Below are 18036 nucleotides of genomic sequence, written 5' to 3'. Positions count from 1 at the left end.
TAATGGCCACCGGCGGTATGCCGTATGACGTCAGGTTCTGCCTTGATCATGATCAATGAGCGACAGGCTGCATACACGTTAAGCTGTTCGATCCCTGGGATCAACTCGCAAAAGCCTCCGATGCACCCATACGCAGACCTGCAGCACGCCGTTTTTGATCGCGAACTGATCGCTCGCTATGACGGGCACGGGCCGCGCTATACCTCATATCCGACTGCCGATCGCTTCGGGCCTCTGACGGCGACGGAGTGGCAGCAGGCCGTTGCGAGACGTCAACCAGGCTCGGCGGCAAAACCGCTTTCATTATATTTCCACCTGCCGTTTTGCGACACGATTTGTTATTACTGCGCATGCAACAAGGTCATCACACGGCGACGGGATCAGGCGGATACCTATCTGGACTATCTGGAGCGCGAATTGGCGCTGCAGGCAGGGTTGATTGCCGGCCGCTCGCGCGTACAGCAGCTGCATCTGGGTGGTGGCACGCCGACCTTCTTCAGCGATGCGTTGCTGGGGCGCCTGATGGCAGCGGTTCGTCGCCACTTCGAGCTGGAGCCAGATGGCGAATACGCCATAGAAATCGATCCACGCAAGGTCGGCGCGCAGACCATGGCCGCGCTCGCCGAATTGGGGTTCAATCGCGTCAGCATCGGCGTGCAGGATTTCGATCCGCGCGTGCAGCAGGCGGTGAACCGGATCCAGAGCGAGGCCGAAACGGCGGCGGTGATCACCGCTGCACGCGATCACGGCTTTCGCTCGGTCAGCCTGGACCTCATTTATGGCCTGCCTCACCAGACCCGCGCCAGCATGACCCGCACGCTGGCGCGGGTGATTGCATTGCGGCCGGATCGCATTGCGCTCTACAGCTATGCCCATCTGCCGACGCGCTTTGCCCCGCAGCGGCGCATCAACGAGGCGGACTTGCCCGATGCCGCGACCAAGCTCGATATCCTGGCCGATTGCATTGCGACATTGCAGGCGGCCGGCTATGTGCATATCGGCATGGATCACTTCGCCTTGCCCGAGGACGAACTGGCGCAGGCGCAGCGTCGGGGCCATTTGCATCGCAATTTCCAGGGTTATTCCACCCATGCCGATTGCGACCTGCTCGCCTTCGGCGTGTCGGCCATTGGCATGGTGGGCGGCAGCTACGCACAAAATGCGCGTAAGCTCGACGACTATTACGCGGCACTCGATGCCGATACCCTGCCCACGGTGCGCGGCTATACGATGCAGCGCGACGATCTGCTGCGCCGGGCGGTGATACAGGCATTGATGTGCCAGTTTCAGCTGTCGTTCGAGTCGCTTGAGCCGGCGTACATGATTGATTTTCAGAGCTACTTTGCGGAAGAATTGCAGCGCTTGCAGCCGCTCGCCGACGATGGCCTGGTCGTGCTACGGCCCGACGGCATTGAGGTCACCGCGCGCGGCCGTCTGCTGGTGCGCACGGTCGCCATGGTGTTCGATCGTTACCTTCCCCGCCAACAACCCGTCACCGCCTACTCCCGCCTGATCTGACCGCCCATGCCCGACCCCGCCTTGTTTACCTTGTTTGTTGCCGGGCTGGTCGGGGGAGGGCACTGCCTGGGCATGTGTGGTGGCGTCGTCACCGCGTTTACACTGCAACTGCCGCCTGGCCCGCGCTGGCCCTACCTGCTGGGATTCAATGCGGGCAGATTGCTTGGATATGCGTTGATCGGCGCGCTGGCCGGGGCTCTGGGCAGCCTACCTCAGTTGCTTGCGCTATCTGCCTTGAAGACGGTGCTATGGTGGATAGCCAACCTGTTGCTGATCCTGATGGGCTGTTATGTTGCCGGCTGGGCACGCTGGTTCGCCCGGCTGGAGCGCCTCGGTGTACCCATCTGGCGTCAGTTGCAACCTGTGTTGCGACATTTTTTGCCGATTCGCCAATGGCGGCATACGCTGGTGGTAGGTGCGCTGTGGGGGTGGTTGCCCTGTGGCTTGGTCTATACAGCAAGCCTGTCGGCGCTGGCCAGTGGTTCGACAGAAAAAGGTGCATTGCTGTTAATGGCGTTCGGGTTGGGAACCTTGCCCAACCTGTTGCTGATCGGCGCGGCAGCGGAACATCTACGAGGTGCATTGAGGCTTCGTGGCTTAAGAACAATACTGGGTTTGCTGTTGGTGATGCTCGGTATGTGGCGGCTGTATGCGGGTTTGTAAGTAGCTACTTCCATCGGAACGGCTATCTACAAATTCGGCGTCATGCACTAAACTGCTTCGTTAAATTTACTTACGAACAAGAAATAGCTTGGGGAGTTGGAGGCGGATGCCTACACCTATTTTGGTGGTCGATGATTCGGTCATGGCGCGCAAGATGCTGATCAAGGCCTTGCCGTCGTCTTGGGATGTTGAAATCACACAGGCCGGCAATGGCATAGAAGCCTTGGCCGCATATCGTGCTGGCAAGGCTGAGGTCATGTTCCTCGATTTGACCATGCCGGAATTGGATGGTTATGGGGTGCTGGAAACGCTGCAGCGCGAAGGCTTGAACAGTTTTGTCGTCGTTGTGTCGGCCGATATCCAGCCCATGGCGCGCGAGCGCGTGCGCCAGCTGGGGGCCATTGCCTTTGTGAAGAAGCCCGTCAATGCCGAGCAGATCGAAGCGATTCTGCGCGAATATGGCATTTCACTGTGATTTTCCGGGGACCGCGATGATAGATCACCTGCTGCTGACCCCCGACCAGCGCGATGCGCTGCAGGAAGTAACCAATATTGCGATGGGCCAAGCCGGCTCGCAGCTCGCACAGATCCTCGAGTCGTTCGTCCAGCTGTCGGTGCCGCGCATCAACATCACCGAATCGGCCGCGATTTCCACGGGCATTGCGCAATTGGTGGGAACTCCGCAATCGATCACTGCCGTGCGGCAGGCTTTCAATGGCACGCTGCGCGGCGAGGCCATGGTCATGTATGACCAGGACGGTTGCCGTGATCTGGCCGATCTGATGGGGTACGAGGACGACCTGGATGGCGCCGCCGATCGCGAACTGTTGCTCGATGTGAGCAATGTGCTGGTCGGCGCCTGCCTCAATGGCATCGCCGAATTGTTGCAAGCCAAGCTCAGTTTTTCCGCGCCGACCATCATGGCCGAGAATGTTGAGGTGGGGCGGCTGATCAATCCGCAGCAGCTGACGTGGAATTACGCATTGCTGGTGGAAGTGCACTTCACGCTGGAAGTGCGGGACTTCACCTGCCATCTGCTGACGCTGATGCCCGAGGAGTCCATCCTCACGCTGAAATCCGCACTCGATACCTTCATGGAAAACTTCTGATGGCGGTGTCGCTTGGCGACTTCATCGTTAGCGAGGTCAACGTCGGCGTATTTGTCGTCGGGCGGGATCACCGGCTGCAGCTGTGGAATCGCTTTATGGCGCACCACAGCGGCATCAGCAGCGAAGACGCGATTGGGCACAGCCTGTTCGAGCTGTTTCCCGACCTGCCGCAGAAGTGGCTGGCCAAGAAGATAGACAGCGTGTTCGTGTTGAAGAACTCCGCTTTCACTTCCTGGGAGCAACGTCCATATCTATTCCGCTTTGCGCACAACCGGCCTATCACCGGCGGCATCGACTACATGCGGCAGAACTTCACCTTCATGCCGGTGAAGAACGACGCCGGTGAGATCGAGGCGGTGGCGGTCACGCTGATCGATGCCACCGACAGCGCGATTTACCAGATGATGATGCATACCGCGATGCAGAAGCTGGAAGAGAGCTCCAACCGCGATGGGCTCACCGGCGTGTTCAACCGTCGTTATGTCGACATGCGGTTGCATGACGAAATCCAGCGTATCGATCGCTATCACGTCGATCCTTTCAGCGTGCTGCTGTTCGATCTGGATCACTTCAAGAAGATCAACGACACCTATGGCCATGTGGCCGGCGATGAAGTGCTGCGTGAAGTGGCGCGGCGTGCCCAGGCGGTGCTACGCGAGCCTGACGTATTTGGTCGTTACGGTGGCGAGGAATTCGTCCTCATCCTGCCGCAGACCGACCTTTCCGGTGCCTACGCTGCAGCCGAGCGCATCCGCTTCGAAATCGCAGCCGATACGGTGGCGTCGGGCGACGAGCGTATCACGGTGACCGCCAGCATCGGCGTGGCCCAGTATCAGCCCGGCGTGACCAGCGCTGAAAAGATCCTCTCCATGGCCGACGAAGCGCTCTATGCGTCCAAGCATGGCGGACGCAATCGCGTCACTGTGTATTCGCCGCAACAGCCCGTCACGCCCTGATCGGCACCGGCCATCGGTGCCCTTTACAGCCATTTTTCCGCAAGGTGGCTGATTCTCCAGCGTTTATTCCTCCGTCATGGGCGCCACTTGCAAAGTGGCGCTTCGATTGTTGCCAACCTCGCCCTTGGGCGCGATGCGTGCCGTCTATAACTGAACTGTGCAAGGCGCGCCGGTAAACGAACTATCCATCGCGCCACTGCCTAAGTAGAAGCCGAAGTTTCCCGTCGCCGGAGGTGCAGGATGGATATCTTCAACCACTACTCGTCGCGCTACGAACGGACCCGTGAAGAGGAGTTGTCGCTCAAGGAATATCTGGAGTTGTGCAAACGCGAGCCCGCGGCTTACGCCACGGCGGCCGAGCGCATGCTGATGGCGATCGGCGAGCCGGAAATGACCGATACCCGGCTCGATTCCCGTGCCTCGCGCATCTTCCAGAACAAGGTGATACGCATCTATCCGGCTTTTCGCGAGTTCTTCGGCATGGAGGAGGTGATCGAGCAGGTGGTCGCCTACTTCCGTCACGCGGCGCAGGGGTTGGAGGAGAAGAAGCAGATCCTCTACCTGCTGGGGCCGGTGGGCGGCGGCAAGAGTTCGATTGCCGAAAAGCTCAAGGAGCTGATGGAGCGGGTACCGTTCTATTGCCTCAAGGGCAGCCCGGTGCACGAGTCGCCGCTGGGCCTCTTCAATTACGACGAGGATGGCGCCATCCTCGAGCAGGAATACGGCATTCCGCGCCGCTACCTGCGCAATATCCCCAGCCCGTGGGCGGTGAAACGCCTGCACGAATACGGTGGCGACATCGACCAGTTTCGCGTGGTGAAGCGCTACCCGTCGGTGCTGCGCCAGATCGCCGTGGCCAAGACCGAGCCCGGTGACGAGAACAACCAGGACATCTCGTCCCTCGTCGGCAAGGTCGACATCCGCAAGCTGGAGAAATACGCGCAGGATGATCCGGATGCCTACAGCTACTCGGGTGGCCTGTGCCTGGCGAACCAGGGCCTGCTGGAATTCGTCGAGATGTTCAAGGCGCCGATCAAGGTGCTGCACCCGCTCCTGACCGCGACGCAGGAGGGCAACTTCAAGGGCACCGAGGGCTTTGGCGCGATTCCGTTCGAGGGCGTGATCCTGGCGCACTCCAACGAATCGGAATGGAAGCAGTTCCGAAACAACAAGAACAACGAGGCTTTTCTCGATCGGATCTACATCGTGAAGGTGCCGTACTGCCTGCGGGTGTCCGAGGAAATCCATATCTACGAGAAGCTGGTGCGCAACTCCTCGCTGTCGCAGGCGCCGTGCGCGCCGGGCACGCTGAAGATGATGGCGCAATTCGCTGCGCTTTCCCGGTTGAAGGAGCCGGAGAATTCGTCGGTGTTCTCCAAGATGCAGGTGTACGACGGCGAGAACCTGAAGGACATTGACCCCAAGGCCAAGTCCATCCAGGAATACCGGGACTTCGCCGGTGTCGACGAGGGCATGAGCGGGCTCTCCACCCGCTTCGCCTTCAAGATCCTCTCCAAGGTGTTCAACTTCGATCACCAAGAAGTGGCGGCCAATCCGGTGCACCTGCTCTACGTGCTGGAACAAAGCATCGAACGCGAGCAGTTCCCGCAGGACGTCGAGCAGCGTTACATCAGCTACCTCAAGGAATATCTCGCGCCCAAGTACGTGGAATTCATCGGCAAGGAAATCCAGACGGCTTATCTGGAGAGCTATTCCGAGTACGGACAGAATATATTCGATCGTTACGTGACCTTTGCCGACTATTGGATCCAGGATCAGGAATATCGCGATCCCGATACCGGCGAGAGCTTCGATCGCAACGCGCTCAACAACGAGCTGGAGAAGATCGAGAAGCCGGCTGGCATCAGCAACCCCAAGGACTTCCGCAACGAGATCGTCAACTTCGTGCTGCGTGCGCGCGCCAATAACGCAGGCAAGAACCCGACCTGGACCAGCTACGAGAAGCTGCGCTCGGTGATCGAGAAAAAGATGTTCAGCAACACCGAAGAGCTGTTGCCGGTGATCAGCTTCAACGCCAAGGGCAGCGCCGAGGAACAGAAGAAGCACGAGGACTTCGTCAACCGCATGGTCACCAAGGGCTACACCGCCAAGCAGGTGCGCCTGCTGTGCGAATGGTATCTGCGGGTGCGCAAGTCTTCGTAGTGGATACGTGAGTGTGGGGGGTGAAACGCAGGACGGATTGCGTTTCACGTTTCACCTGAGCGCGGCTGCGCGAATCACAATTCACCGGAGTGGCCATGTTCCATCTGATAGACCGGCGTCTGAATGGCAAGAACAAATCCGCGGTGAACCGGGAGCGCTTCCTCAAGCGCTTCAAGGGGCAGATCAAGGAGGCGGTGGCGCGCGCGGTGAAGGACCGCTCGATCACCGATATCGAGCGCGGTGAAAAGGTGTCGATCCCGGTGAAGGATATCGGCGAGCCGACCTTCGGCCATGCACAGGGCGGGGTGACCGAGCGTGTCTATCCGGGCAACAAGGAATACCTGCGCGGTGACGAATTCGAGCGCCCGCAAGGCGGTGGTGGAGGCGGAGGTGGCGGCGGTTCGGGTGACGGCGGCGACGGGCAGGACGAATTCGTGTTCACGCTCTCCAAGGAGGAGTTTCTCAGCTACTTCTTCGACGATTTGGAGCTGCCCAACCTGATCAAGACGCAGCTGGCGCAAACCACCACCTTCAAACCGATGCGCGCGGGCTTCACCAGTGATGGCACTCCGACCAACATCCACGTGTTGCGCAGCCTGCGCGGTGCGCTCGGCCGGCGTATTGCGCTGTCGGCGCTGCCGATGGATGAGCTTGGCGCTGCGCAGGAAAAACTCGACGAGCTGCTGGAAAGCCGCGACGAGCACGATCCGGAAATCCACGCACTGATGCAGGAAATCCGCGAACATAAGGCGCGGCTGGCACGTATCCCCTGGATCGATCCCTTTGACTTGCGCTACAGCAACCGGGTACGGGTGCCCAATCCGACCACGCAGGCGGTGATGTTTTGCGTGATGGATGTGTCAGGTTCGATGGACGAGATGAAGAAGGATATCGCCAAGCGTTTCTTCATCCTGCTCTACCTGTTCCTGGAGCGCGCTTACGAGAAGATCGATGTGGTGTTCGTGCGTCACCACACCCAGGCGTTCGAGGTGAACGAGGACGAGTTCTTCCATGCGCGCGATACCGGCGGCACCGTGGTGTCGTCCGCGCTCAAGCTGGTGAAGAAGATCGTGCTGGCGCGTTACCCGACCGCAGACTGGAACATCTACGTCGCCCAGGCGTCGGACGGCGACAACTGGGATTCCGATTCCCCGCATTGCCGCGAGCTGCTGTCCAACGAGCTATTGCCGCTGCTGCAGTACTACGCCTACGTCGAGATCACCGAGGGGGAGCCGCAGAACCTGTGGTACGAGTATGAGCAGGTGGCGGCGCAGCACCACCACTTCGTGATGCGCCGTATCAAGGATGCCGGCCAGATCTGGCCAGTGTTCCGTGACCTGTTCAAGAAGGCGGGCCTGGGCGAGCGTAGCGCCGCCTGACCCTGCCGCCGCACGCCAGCGAGGCCACCATGACCGCAGTCGCCCATACCGACGCCCCCGTGCGTACGCCGCTGTTCTCCGGCTCCGAATGGACCTTCGAGTTGATCCAGTCGACCTACGACGAGATTGGCCGTATCGCCCGCGATTTCGGGCTCGACACCTACCCCACCCAGCTGGAAGTCATCAGCGCAGAGCAGATGATGGATGCCTACGCCTCGGTGGGCATGCCGGTGATGTACCACCACTGGAGCTACGGCAAGCATTTCCTCTCTACGCAGAAGAACTACCAGCGCGGCGCCATGGGCCTGGCGTATGAAATCGTCATCAACTCCAACCCCTGCATCGCCTACCTGATGGAGGAGAACACGATGACGATGCAGGCGCTGGTGATCGCGCACGCGTCGTTCGGGCACAACAGCTTCTTCAAGGGTAACTACCTGTTCCGCACCTGGACCGAGGCCGATGCCATCATCGACTATCTGGTGTTCGCCAAGAAATACATCGCCGATTGCGAGGCACGCTACGGCGAAGAGGAGGTGGAGGAGCTGCTCGATTCCTGCCATGCGCTGATGAACTATGGCGTCGACCGCTACAAGCGGCCGCAGAAACTGTCGCTGGCCCAGGAACGCGCCCGGCAAGCCGAGCGCGAGGAATACCTGCAATCGCAGGTGAACACGCTGTGGCGCACCATCCCCACCATGCAGTCCGAGCTCGAAGCGTCATCGTCTCCGCAGCGCTTTCCGGACGAACCGCAGGAGAACCTGCTCTATTTCATCGAGAAGTTCGCGCCGCTCCTGGAGCCATGGCAGCGCGAGATCGTGCGTATCGTGCGCAAGGTGGCGCAGTATTTCTACCCGCAGCGCCAGACGCAGGTGATGAATGAAGGTTGGGCCACATTCTGGCACTACACGCTACTGAACAAGCTGTACGACGATGGCAAGCTCACCGACTCGTCGATGTTCGAATTCCTGCATAGCCACACTAGCGTGGTGACCCAGCCCGGCGTGGATAGCCCATACTTCAACGGCATCAATCCCTATGCGCTCGGTTTTGCCATGTATCGCGATATCCAGCGCATCTGCCAGGAACCGACCGACGAGGACAAGCAGTGGTTTCCGGAACTGGCAGGCACCGATTGGCGCCGTCAGCTCGATTTCGCGATGCGCAATTTCAAGGATGAGAGCTTTATTGCGCAATACCTGTCGCCCAAGCTGATCCGCGATTTCCGCTTCTTCGCCATCCTGGACGATGACGAGCAATCCCGGCTCAAGGTTTCGGCCATCCATGACGACGCCGGTTATGCCGAGATCCGGCGCAAGCTCGCCGAGCAATACAATCTGGCCGCGCGCGAACCCAATATCCAGGTGTTCGACGTCAATGTCAGGGGCGATAGGACGCTGACGTTACGGCACACTCAGCATCAGCGTCGACCGCTCGCGAACAGCGTGCACGAGGTACTGAAGCACGTGGCCCGGCTGTGGGGCTTTACGGTGAAGCTGGAAAGCGTGGACGACCAGGGCCGGGTGATCCTGTGCTACGAGTGCCGGCTGGAAAAGCGGCACGGACAGTGATGGCCGGCATCGCGCCCACGTGTTGCGGGCTGATTGTCATGCCGAGCCGGCCAGGTGTTAGCTGGCCCGCAGCGCCTTGCCGATCTGCGCTTCCAGCTCGGCCATGTCCGGCACGCCGACGTACTTCTTGATCACCGCGCCCCGCTTGTCGAGCAAAAAGCTGGTGGGCGTGAGCGTTACGTCGCCAAAAGCCGTCGCGATGGCGCCGCTCTGGTCGTGCGTGACCACGAAGGGGAGCTGGGCGCGCTGGCGATAGGTGCGGATATAGACCGGCACGTCGTAGCTCATCGCCACGGCCAGTGTTTCGTAGCCTTGCGGCTTGAATTTCTGGTGCACGCGCATCAGATCCGGCATTTCCTGCATGCAGCCTGGGCAGCTGGTAGCCCAGAAATTTACCAGCACCACTTTGCCACGCAGACCCGAGATCGATCCGCTGCGGCCATCCAGCGTGGTGTAGCTGGCGATAGGTACGACGGGGCGCTGGCTGTGCCAGAGCGCGTATCCCGCGATAGCCATCACCAGCAGGCCGAGCGCCAGCGCGAGTTTGGTCTTGGTCGTCATGCAGCTTCCTTTGCGTCGTGCGCTATTTTCGCCGAGCTCGCGCTTTATTGGCTATAGCGGCTGCGCCGATTTTCACCTGGACCCGCGCATGGCGTTGTTCCTGCCGCAAGGCATGACCATGCAAGAGCGACTGCTCGGCATCTCGACCAGGGCTGGCCGCGAGACGGTAAATGGCGGGGGCGCACCGATCGCTCGGTTGGTTCCGAGGCGCTTCAGGTACGCCCCCTGCTTGTGCTGCGAGTTGCTGTAATTCCTGCGCAATGGGCATCGGCGCAAAAGCACTGACGTTGGCGCGGCCGGTATTGCCCAGCGGTAGTCGGCCGGTGAGGTGGCCCAATGGCGTCAGCAACAGCCGCAGCAGCTGGCCGCGGATTTCCCGACCGTCGCGCAGGAGGATGGCGAGCTCCAACATCCTCCAGTGCACGCGAAAATGCCAGCCGAACCGTTGCTGGCCCAGGATATGGGCGCGTTCCAGCAGCGTGAAGGCAAGCTCGGGTTTGCCTTCACTGCGCGCCTGGCGGGCCTGCGTTAGCGCCCCCTGGTAAGCCGTGGCAAGGGGGGTTATCGACATCGCTGCGCTCCTGATGGGTTTGTGGTGCCGCATTGGGCGCGGCCCTCGCCATGACGGTGGGCGCTGCGCCACGTATGCTGGCAGTACACACCCTGAAGTGACTGTAGGGTCAAGGGCTTGAGGCGGGAATGACACCATGAAGATCGGGGAGGTGGCGAAAGCCGCGCAGTGCAGCGTCGAGACTATCCGTTACTACGAGCGCGAGGGCTTGCTGCCCCTGGCCGCGCGCACGGCGAGCAACTACCGCGCCTATGGCACCGAGCACCTGGACAGGCTGCGCTTCATTCGCAACTGCCGTGCGCTCGATATGACGCATGGTGAAATCCGCCTGCTGCTCGACACGATGGCAGAGGCCGCGCCAAGTTGCGGCGGTATCGACCAGGTGATCGATGCGCATATCGATCATGTCGTGTTGCGCATCAGCGAGCTGCAGCAACTCAAGACGCAGTTGCTGGCCTTGCGCCAGCGCTGCCAGCGTGACTCGACGCTCGATCAATGCGGCATCCTGCAAGGCCTCGCCGAAATGGATGAGGATGCGCGCAGCGTGGTCCGCCATACCCATCTGGGCTGAATTCACGCAATCGGGCACGCCATTCTGGACGATACCGCGGTGCGTGTTGGCCGGCGTGCTGGCGCCTGAAGCCCCGGGGCGATCATGATTTTCACGCATATCCGCCATGCCGGTACGCGCTTTGCGGGGCGCGGTGTTCCTCCTGATACTTCGGAAGTGTGCCAACTGTGGAGAACGCACCATGAAGTACTGGATCAGCCTGATCGCCCTTTGCGGTGCCTGCACCGCCAGCGCCCAGACCGTCACCCTGGATGCCGCCGATGGCCTGAAGCTCTACGGCGACTGGTCGGCTTCCGCCCAGGAAGGCAAGGGCACCGTCGTCCTGCTACATATGACGGTTCCCGAAGGGCGCAAGACCTGGGCGCCGTTGCTGCCCAACCTGCAGGCCGCGGGGTGGTCGGTGCTGGCGGTCGATCTGCGCGGGTTTGGCCAGACAGGGGGATTGGTGGACTGGGAAATTGCCCCCAGGGACGTGGACGCCTGGCTGGCCTGGGTCGCCCGGCAACCCGGCGTGGACCCGAAGCGAATTGCCCTGGTGGGCGCGAGCGCGGGCGCCAATCTGGCTTTGCAGGCCTGTGCCGGGCGGCCGGCCTGCCCGACCGTGGTGGCGCTCTCTCCCGCTGACAACGAGCTCTTCGGCGCGGCGATGATGAAATCCTTTCTCGGCCGCTCGGTCGCGATCTATGCCGGGCGCTATGATCGCGGCGCCAATACCGTCGCGCGGCGTTTCCTCAAGGATGACCAGGGCGAAATCGCGGTGCGCATCCTCGATTCCGCGGGCCACGGCACCCAGTTGCTGGAAGGTGGCACGCCGTTCCTGCCGCAGGAAATCGAAGCCTGGCTGGCAAGGGCCCTGGGACGCTAGCGGGCCGCTATAGCGCCAGTGCCGCCTGCATGCCCGTCTCGATCGCGCGCTTGGCATCGAGTTCGCGCGCCTCCTCGGCGCCGCCGATCAGCGTGGCGGGGCGGCCGGCGGCCTGCAGCGCGGCGTAGAGCACATTGTCCGACTCCTGGCCGGCGCAGATCACGACGTGATCGACCGCCAGCGTCCGGGTTTCGCCCTTCACCTTGATGGTGAGTCCTTCATCGTCGATCCCCACGTATTCCACGCTACCAATGAGATGCACGCCGCGCGCGGCGAGGCTGAGGCGGTGGATCCAGCCCGTCGTCTTGCCGGGGCCGGCACCGGGCGTGCCAGGGCGACGCTGCAGCAGCCAGATCTCGCGCTCGCACTTGGTCGGCTGCGCACGCTTGAGGCCGCCAGCGGTATCGAGCGCGGGGTTGATGCCCCAGTCGTCCTCATAGGCGGCAAGGTGGTCTGGCAGATCGGTTTCCGAGAGGAACACGGCGGTATCGACACCGATGCCGCCGGCGCCAACGATGGCGACGCGCTGGCCTACCACCACTTCGCCGCGCAGCACGGCCGGGTAGGGGACAGCCTTGGGATGGTCGACGCCGGTGATGGCGGGCACGCGTGGCACCACGCCGGTGGCGACGATCACGTGCTCGAAGTCCTTGAGTTCGTCGACGCCAACGCGACGGTTGAGCTCGATATCGACGCCGTGCTTGTCCAGCATCACGCTGAAGTAGCGCAGCGTTTCGTTGAATTCATCCTTGCCCGGCACCTGGCTTGCGATGCGGAACTGGCCGCCGATGGCGTCTCCCGCCTCGAACAGCGTCACCGTGTGGCCACATTGTGCGGCGGTAAGCGCGGCCGACAGCCCGGCCGGGCCCGCGCCGACCACGGCGACGTTGCGGCGGCGCAGCGCCGGCCGCAGCACGATCTCGGTCTCGCGACAGGCGCGCGGGTTGACGAGGCAGCTGGCGGGCTTGCCCTCGAATACATGGTCCAAACAGGCCTGATTGCAGGCGATACAGGTGTTGATCTCGTTGGCCGCGCCGTTCTCGGCCTTGATCACGAAATCGGCATCGGCCAGCAGCGGGCGCGCCAGCGACACCATGTCGGCTTCGCCGCTCGCCAGGATGCGCTCGGCCACGTCTGGTGTGTTGATCCGGTTTACCGCGATCAGCGGCACCTTCACATACGGCTTGAGCTGGGCGGTCACCCAGGAGAACCCACCGCGCGGCACCACCGCGGCGATGGTGGGGATGCTGGCTTCATGCCAGCCGATGCCAGTGTTGATCAGCGTAACGCCGGCCGCTTCCAGCGCCTGCGCCAGGGCGATGGCCTCGGTCAGCGTGCCGCCATCCTCGACCAGATCGAGCAGTGACAGCCGGAAGATCACGATGAAGTCCGGCCCGGCGGCGGCGCGTACTGCGCGCATGATCTCGACGGCGAGCCGCATGCGGTTCTCGAATGAGCCGCCCCAGTCGTCGCTGCGCTGGTTGACCCGGCGCACCAGGAACTGGTTGATCAGATAGCCCTCGCTGCCCATGATCTCGACGCCGTCGTAGCCGGCCTCGCGCGCCAGCGCGGCGCAGCGGGCGAAGGCGGCGATGGTGTCGGCGATCTCCTGCTCGCTCAGCGCGTGCGGCGTGAAGGGCGAGATGCGTGCGGTGATGGCGGAGGCGCTGACGGCGCCCTCGTGATAGGCATAACGCCCGGCGTGCAGGATCTGCAGCGCGATCTTGCCACCGGCCGCGTGCACTGCCTCGGTCACTGCGCGGTGGCGCGGCAGTTCGCCCGCGTCGGCCAGCATAGCGGCGCCCGGGTAGATGCGCCCGGCTTCGTTGGGCGCAATGCCGCCGGTGACGATGAGCCCGACGCCGCCGCGCGCGCGTTCGGCATAGAAGGCGGCGAGCCGCGCGCCGCCAGCGGCGTCTTCCTCCAGCCCGGTATGCATCGACCCCATCAACACGCGGTTCTTCAGCGTGGTGAAGCCCAGATCGAGCGGTGAGAGCATGGCGGGGTAACGGTTCATTGCGCGGCATCCAGTGGGGGCTGACTCTAACTTAGCCCTTACGGACGCTGGCGTGCATTGGGGTTTGCAGTTAACGCACTGTTTCAAACGTGCGCGTTCAGCCTGCAGCGACCCCGTTGCGGCCCAGTGCCTTGGCGCGACGCAGCGCGGCATCGAGCCGCGCGAAGTAGTGTTCCGGCAATTCATCGTCCTGGTACTGGGCGACGCCGAGGCTGGCGCTGAGTTGGGCGCCGTCGACAAGCGCCTCACCGGCGATCCAGCTGCGCAGGAGCTCGGCCAGGCGCATCGCCTCATCAAGCGGGCAATCCTTGAGCAAGACCACGAATTCCTCGCCGCCCCAGCGTGCGATCACATCGCTGTCGCGCACCGTGTCGCGCAACAATTGGGCGACGTGGCACAGTGCATCGTCGCCGCGCTCGTGGCCGAACCGGTCGTTGATCGTCTTGAAGTGATCGAGATCGAGCAGGATGACCGACAGCGGCTTGCCGGAGCGTTCCGCATCACGCAGTGATTGCTGGAACACCAAGTCGAATGCCGGCCGATTGAGCAGTCGGGTCAGCCGGTCGGTGCTGGCCAGCTGCTCCAGCCGGTTTTGGTAGCGGTTGGCGCTGTAAAGCGCGATCGCGAACACCAGCAGCGTGACCAACGCGCTGACGATGAGGTTGCGCTGCAAGACCCACAACACCGGTGTCAGTGCCTGGGCGTCGTTCTCCTCGACGATGAGAAACCAGCCCAGTTCCGGCAGGAAGCGCGCGTTGACGAGCGTGGTGGAGCTGCCACGCGCGTAGCTGAAGCGTTCCGGCCACTGGCCGCCGGCCAGCAACTGTTCGGAGATCGCCGAATAGCCAGGCAGCTGGGTCAAGGTGCGGGCCTTGCGGGGGAAGGCGCGTCCGGTCAACACGATATGGCCGCTGCGATCGACCAGGAACACGCGGCGCTGGAATCGCGCCTCGTAGCTGTCGATCAGCTTGGCCGTCGCGTCCTGCGTCAGGCCTACCCCGGTCGCGCCGAGAAAGCGACCCTGATCATCCAACACCTTGTATTTGATGACGACGGTCATGGTGTCGCGGTGGGCCATGTCCGCATCGACATTGGTTTCGAACTCACCGGCCAGGTCACGCACGCGGAAAAACCACATGTCGCGGACATCGTCCTCGTCGATGACCTTGAAGAGGCCGTCGGCGTTGTAGTAGCGCTGTGTACGCCCGGAAACCAGGAAACTCGTCACCGCCTGGTTCTTGAGCTTGATCTCGGCAAGGTAGCGCTGGATGGGCGAGATATTGTGCTCACCGGCCAGTATCCAGTCGCGCACAAAGGGGTTGTTGGCCATCTGCGCGGAAATGGCAATGGGTTGTAACAGGTCCTTCCGGATCTCGGTGTAGATGCTGTCGCTGGTCAGCGGCAGTGATTCGGTGGCGATGCGCTCGCGCACGTTGTCACGCGAGGCGAGAAACGCGCCCAGGCTGGTACCGAGCAAACCCGCGATCAGCACCAGGGTCAACAGCGCGATCAGGCGGCGTTTTTCGTTGAACAACGGCAGGGGCGGCATGGTGTTTGTGGATAGGCGTGCGCCGGGGGCTGGGCGCCTTCGCAAAAGGCGCCTTGACAGGCTCAGCCTAGGTGTTGGGGGAGGGCCCTGCAAGCTGGCCAGGGGGCACCGCGTGCTTTTCCACGGTCTTGCTGGAGCAAGCTTGTAGAGAGCCTGTGGATGAGTGGTCCAAGTGCCTGAACAGCAAGGAGAATCCGCGGGCGCTCAATATATGGGCAGAGCCTTGACCGTTTTCCCCACCGTTTGCGGAGAACGGTGGGGAAAGGCTGTGGATAGGTCGGCTAAGTCCTTGTCGCGCCGGTGGATAGAGCCGGCTGCGCAAAAAAGCGGCACTGCGCAGGTGGCCGCGGCCTGCGCATCCGGAGTGGGCGTGAATACCGCGTAGCGGCAGGCCCGGCCCGGTTTTCCACGGAAGATGGGCGCAACGGTGTGGGGTGCCTGTGGGTAAGCCGGGCAAGTCCTTGATCTGCCTGGTGTTGTGCTGCGCTGATCAAAAACAGGGCAGCCGCCGCCTGTGTCGCCGCCGTGGCGGCGAACGACGTTCATACCCTTGGATCGGCCGTTTGGAAACTGCAATATAAAGACAGCTGGATGTTGGAATCAGTAAAGTCTAATGTGGGCGCGCAGGATAGTCCTGCGAAAGACTGATGTCCGATCTGGAGGAATGATGAAACAGCTCGTCGTTGCACTCGGATTTGCCCTGACCACAGCTTTTGCCGCCGCCGCCGATGCCCCGGTTGCCGAGCCGCTCTTTATCAGCAGTGGCTTTGCCACGCCGTCGGCGCAGGCTTCCGGCCTCGTCGTGGCCAGTGGCTGCATTCCGCGCGGCCTGCCCGGCTGCTATTACGCACCGCGCAATTCGCAATACTGGTGCCCGCTGACACCGGACGAGATCGCCGGCCTGACCTGCACCGGCCCCTACGCCAACGGCTGATTGCAGGCCTGCGGAAACGACAAAGGCCCCTCGCGGGGCCTTTGTCACTGCAACGGCCAGTACACGCTTAGAACCACTGGGCGTGGAACACGCCTTCCTTGTCCAGACGCTGGAAGGTGTGCGCGCCGAAGTAGTCGCGCTGGGCCTGGATCAGGTTGGCCGGCAGCTTCTCCGTGCGATAGCTGTCGTAGTAGGCGATGGCCGAACCGAAGGTCGGCAGGGGGATGCCGGCCTGGACCGCAACGGCCACCACTTCGCGCAGCGCAGCCTGGTATTCGTTGGCGATGTTGGCGAAGTACGGGTCGAGCAGCAGGTTGGCGAGCTTCGGGTTGGTCGCGTAGGCATCGGTGATGTTCTGCAGGAAGCGCGAACGGATGATGCAACCGGCGCGGAAGATCTTGGCGATCTCGCCGTATTGCAGATCCCAGCCCGACTCGTCCGATTGTGCACGCATCTGCGCAAAGCCCTGGGCGTAAGAAGTGATCTTCGACAGGTACAGCGCGCGGCGCACGGCCTCGATGAAGGCCGCCTTGTCGGCAATCGCCGGCTTGGCTTTCGGGCCCTTCAGCAGCTTGGCGGCCTCGATACGCTCGGCCTTCAGTGCCGAGATGAAGCGGGCGAACACCGATTCGGTGATCAGCGGCAGCGCAACACCCAGATCAAGCGCGGACTTCGAAGTCCACTTGCCGGTACCCTTCTGGCCGGCCGAATCCAGGATCACGTCGACGAGTTCGCCGTTGCCGCCCTGGTCGTCCTTCTTCTTGAAGATGTTGGCGGTGATCTCGACCAGGAAGCTGTCGAGCTCGCCCTTGTTCCACTCGGCGAACACGTCGGCGAGTTCGGCGTTGGAGAGGCCCGCGACGTTCTTCAGGATGTCGTAGGCTTCGGCGATCAGCTGCATGTCGCCGTATTCGATGCCGTTGTGCACCATCTTCACGTAGTGACCGGCGCCATCCGGGCCGATGTAGGTCACGCACGGCTCACCATCCGGTGCCTTGGCGGCGATTTCCTTCAGGATCGGCGCCACCAGTTCGTACGCTTCGCGCTGGCCGCCCGGCATGATGGACGGGCCCTTCAGTGCGCCTTCCTCGCCGCCCGACACGCCCGAGCCGACGAAGTTGAAACCGAGGTCAGCCAGTTCCTTGTTGCGGCGGATGGTGTCGATATACAGCGTATTGCCGCCGTCGATGATGATGTCGCCCTTGTCGAGCAGCGGCTTCAGTTGGTCGATGGTCGCATCGGTCGGGCCACCGGCCTTCACCATCAGCAGAACACGGCGCGGGGTTTCCAGCGAAGCCACGAAGTCTTCCAGCTTCTCGTACGGAACCAGCTTCTTGCCGGGGTTCTCGGCAATCACTTCTTCGGTCTTGTCGAACGAGCGGTTGTAGATCGAAACCGAGTAACCGCGGCTTTCGATGTTGAGGGCCAGATTACGGCCCATGACCGCCATGCCGATTACGCCGATTTGTTGCTTGGACATCGTGGTTTGCTCCTGTCTTAGCGCAAGTGATGATTGCCGTGCGTGGCCGTACGGGTCGTGACCCGGGCGACGCCAGCAGTCTTGTGAATTTGAGACTGCGCATGATATGGGGCAATGCGGGGGTAAATA

16 protein-coding genes are annotated in these 18036 nt (G+C 62.1%); 11 read left to right on the top strand and 5 right to left on the bottom strand.

Annotation, left to right across the window (positions count from 1 at the left end; genetic code table 11):
• Window positions 1-24 precede the first annotated feature (24 nt).
• The 8 genes from hemN to NLI84_RS00560 all read left to right on the top strand — a co-directional run bounded on the left by hemN (window position 25) and on the right by NLI84_RS00560 (window position 9359).
• Window positions 25-1518, top strand: coding sequence for an oxygen-independent coproporphyrinogen III oxidase (gene hemN, locus NLI84_RS00595; RefSeq protein WP_308445810.1), 1494 nt, complete (start codon window positions 25-27; stop codon window positions 1516-1518).
• Between the two features lie 6 nt (window positions 1519-1524).
• Window positions 1525-2181 carry a sulfite exporter TauE/SafE family protein gene (locus NLI84_RS00590; protein ID WP_255987415.1) on the top strand — a complete coding sequence of 219 codons (657 nt, stop codon included), beginning with the start codon at window positions 1525-1527 and terminating at the stop codon, window positions 2179-2181.
• A 106-nt stretch (window positions 2182-2287) separates the two neighbouring features.
• On the top strand, window positions 2288-2656 hold the full coding sequence (locus tag NLI84_RS00585; protein WP_255987414.1) for a response regulator: 369 nt from the start codon (window positions 2288-2290) through the stop codon (window positions 2654-2656).
• Between the two features lie 16 nt (window positions 2657-2672).
• Window positions 2673-3290, top strand: coding sequence for a chemotaxis protein CheC (locus NLI84_RS00580; protein WP_255987412.1), 618 nt, complete (start codon window positions 2673-2675; stop codon window positions 3288-3290).
• Window positions 3290-4246, top strand: a complete 957-nt coding sequence (locus NLI84_RS00575; RefSeq protein ID WP_255987410.1) for a GGDEF domain-containing protein — start codon at window positions 3290-3292, stop codon at window positions 4244-4246. The genes NLI84_RS00580 and NLI84_RS00575 overlap by 1 nt, the downstream gene beginning before the upstream one ends.
• Before the next feature lie 240 nt (window positions 4247-4486).
• Entirely contained in the window at window positions 4487-6409 is a 1923-nt protein-coding gene (locus NLI84_RS00570) for a PrkA family serine protein kinase (RefSeq protein WP_255987409.1), read from the top strand.
• 95 nt (window positions 6410-6504) lie between these two features.
• On the top strand, window positions 6505-7788 hold the full coding sequence (locus NLI84_RS00565) for a YeaH/YhbH family protein (RefSeq protein ID WP_255987408.1): 1284 nt from the start codon (window positions 6505-6507) through the stop codon (window positions 7786-7788).
• A 29-nt stretch (window positions 7789-7817) separates the two neighbouring features.
• Window positions 7818-9359: a SpoVR family protein gene (locus NLI84_RS00560; RefSeq protein ID WP_255987406.1), complete on the top strand. Its 1542-nt coding sequence runs from the start codon at window positions 7818-7820 to the stop codon at window positions 9357-9359.
• Between the two features lie 57 nt (window positions 9360-9416).
• Here the strand turns inward: NLI84_RS00560 and NLI84_RS00555 are convergent, their stop codons facing one another.
• Entirely contained in the window at window positions 9417-9920 is a 504-nt protein-coding gene (locus tag NLI84_RS00555; protein WP_255987405.1) for a TlpA disulfide reductase family protein, read from the bottom strand.
• A 22-nt stretch (window positions 9921-9942) separates the two neighbouring features.
• A complete protein-coding gene (locus NLI84_RS00550; protein ID WP_255987404.1) occupies window positions 9943-10491 on the bottom strand; it encodes a DUF3703 domain-containing protein in 549 nt (182 codons plus the stop codon).
• A gap of 136 nt (window positions 10492-10627) precedes the next feature.
• On the opposite strand from NLI84_RS00550, the gene cadR reads away from it, so the two are divergent.
• Window positions 10628-11062: a Cd(II)/Pb(II)-responsive transcriptional regulator gene (cadR, locus tag NLI84_RS00545; RefSeq protein ID WP_255987403.1), complete on the top strand. Its 435-nt coding sequence runs from the start codon at window positions 10628-10630 to the stop codon at window positions 11060-11062.
• A 181-nt stretch (window positions 11063-11243) separates the two neighbouring features.
• A complete protein-coding gene (locus tag NLI84_RS00540; RefSeq protein ID WP_255987401.1) occupies window positions 11244-11927 on the top strand; it encodes an alpha/beta hydrolase in 684 nt (227 codons plus the stop codon).
• A 7-nt stretch (window positions 11928-11934) separates the two neighbouring features.
• On the opposite strand, the gene NLI84_RS00535 is transcribed toward NLI84_RS00540, so the two are convergent.
• Window positions 11935-13944 carry an NADPH-dependent 2,4-dienoyl-CoA reductase gene (locus NLI84_RS00535; RefSeq protein WP_255987400.1) on the bottom strand — a complete coding sequence of 670 codons (2010 nt, stop codon included), beginning with the start codon at window positions 13942-13944 and terminating at the stop codon, window positions 11935-11937.
• A 97-nt stretch (window positions 13945-14041) separates the two neighbouring features.
• Window positions 14042-15493 carry a sensor domain-containing diguanylate cyclase gene (locus NLI84_RS00530; RefSeq protein ID WP_255987399.1) on the bottom strand — a complete coding sequence of 484 codons (1452 nt, stop codon included), beginning with the start codon at window positions 15491-15493 and terminating at the stop codon, window positions 14042-14044.
• A 667-nt stretch (window positions 15494-16160) separates the two neighbouring features.
• Here NLI84_RS00530 and NLI84_RS00525 point away from each other — a divergent pair.
• On the top strand, window positions 16161-16427 hold the full coding sequence (locus tag NLI84_RS00525) for a hypothetical protein (RefSeq protein ID WP_255987398.1): 267 nt from the start codon (window positions 16161-16163) through the stop codon (window positions 16425-16427).
• Between the two features lie 67 nt (window positions 16428-16494).
• Here NLI84_RS00525 and gnd read toward each other — a convergent pair whose 3' ends face one another.
• Entirely contained in the window at window positions 16495-17907 is a 1413-nt protein-coding gene (gnd, locus tag NLI84_RS00520; protein WP_255987397.1) for an NADP-dependent phosphogluconate dehydrogenase, read from the bottom strand.
• Between the last annotated feature and the right edge of the window lie 129 nt (window positions 17908-18036).

It is taken from the genome of Chitinolyticbacter albus (assembly GCF_024437655.1).
Classification (GTDB): Bacteria; Pseudomonadota; Gammaproteobacteria; order Burkholderiales; family Chitinibacteraceae; genus Chitinolyticbacter; species Chitinolyticbacter albus.
The sequence above is the reverse complement of the archived record's forward strand: the minus strand, read 5'-3'. Positions and strand labels throughout refer to the sequence as shown.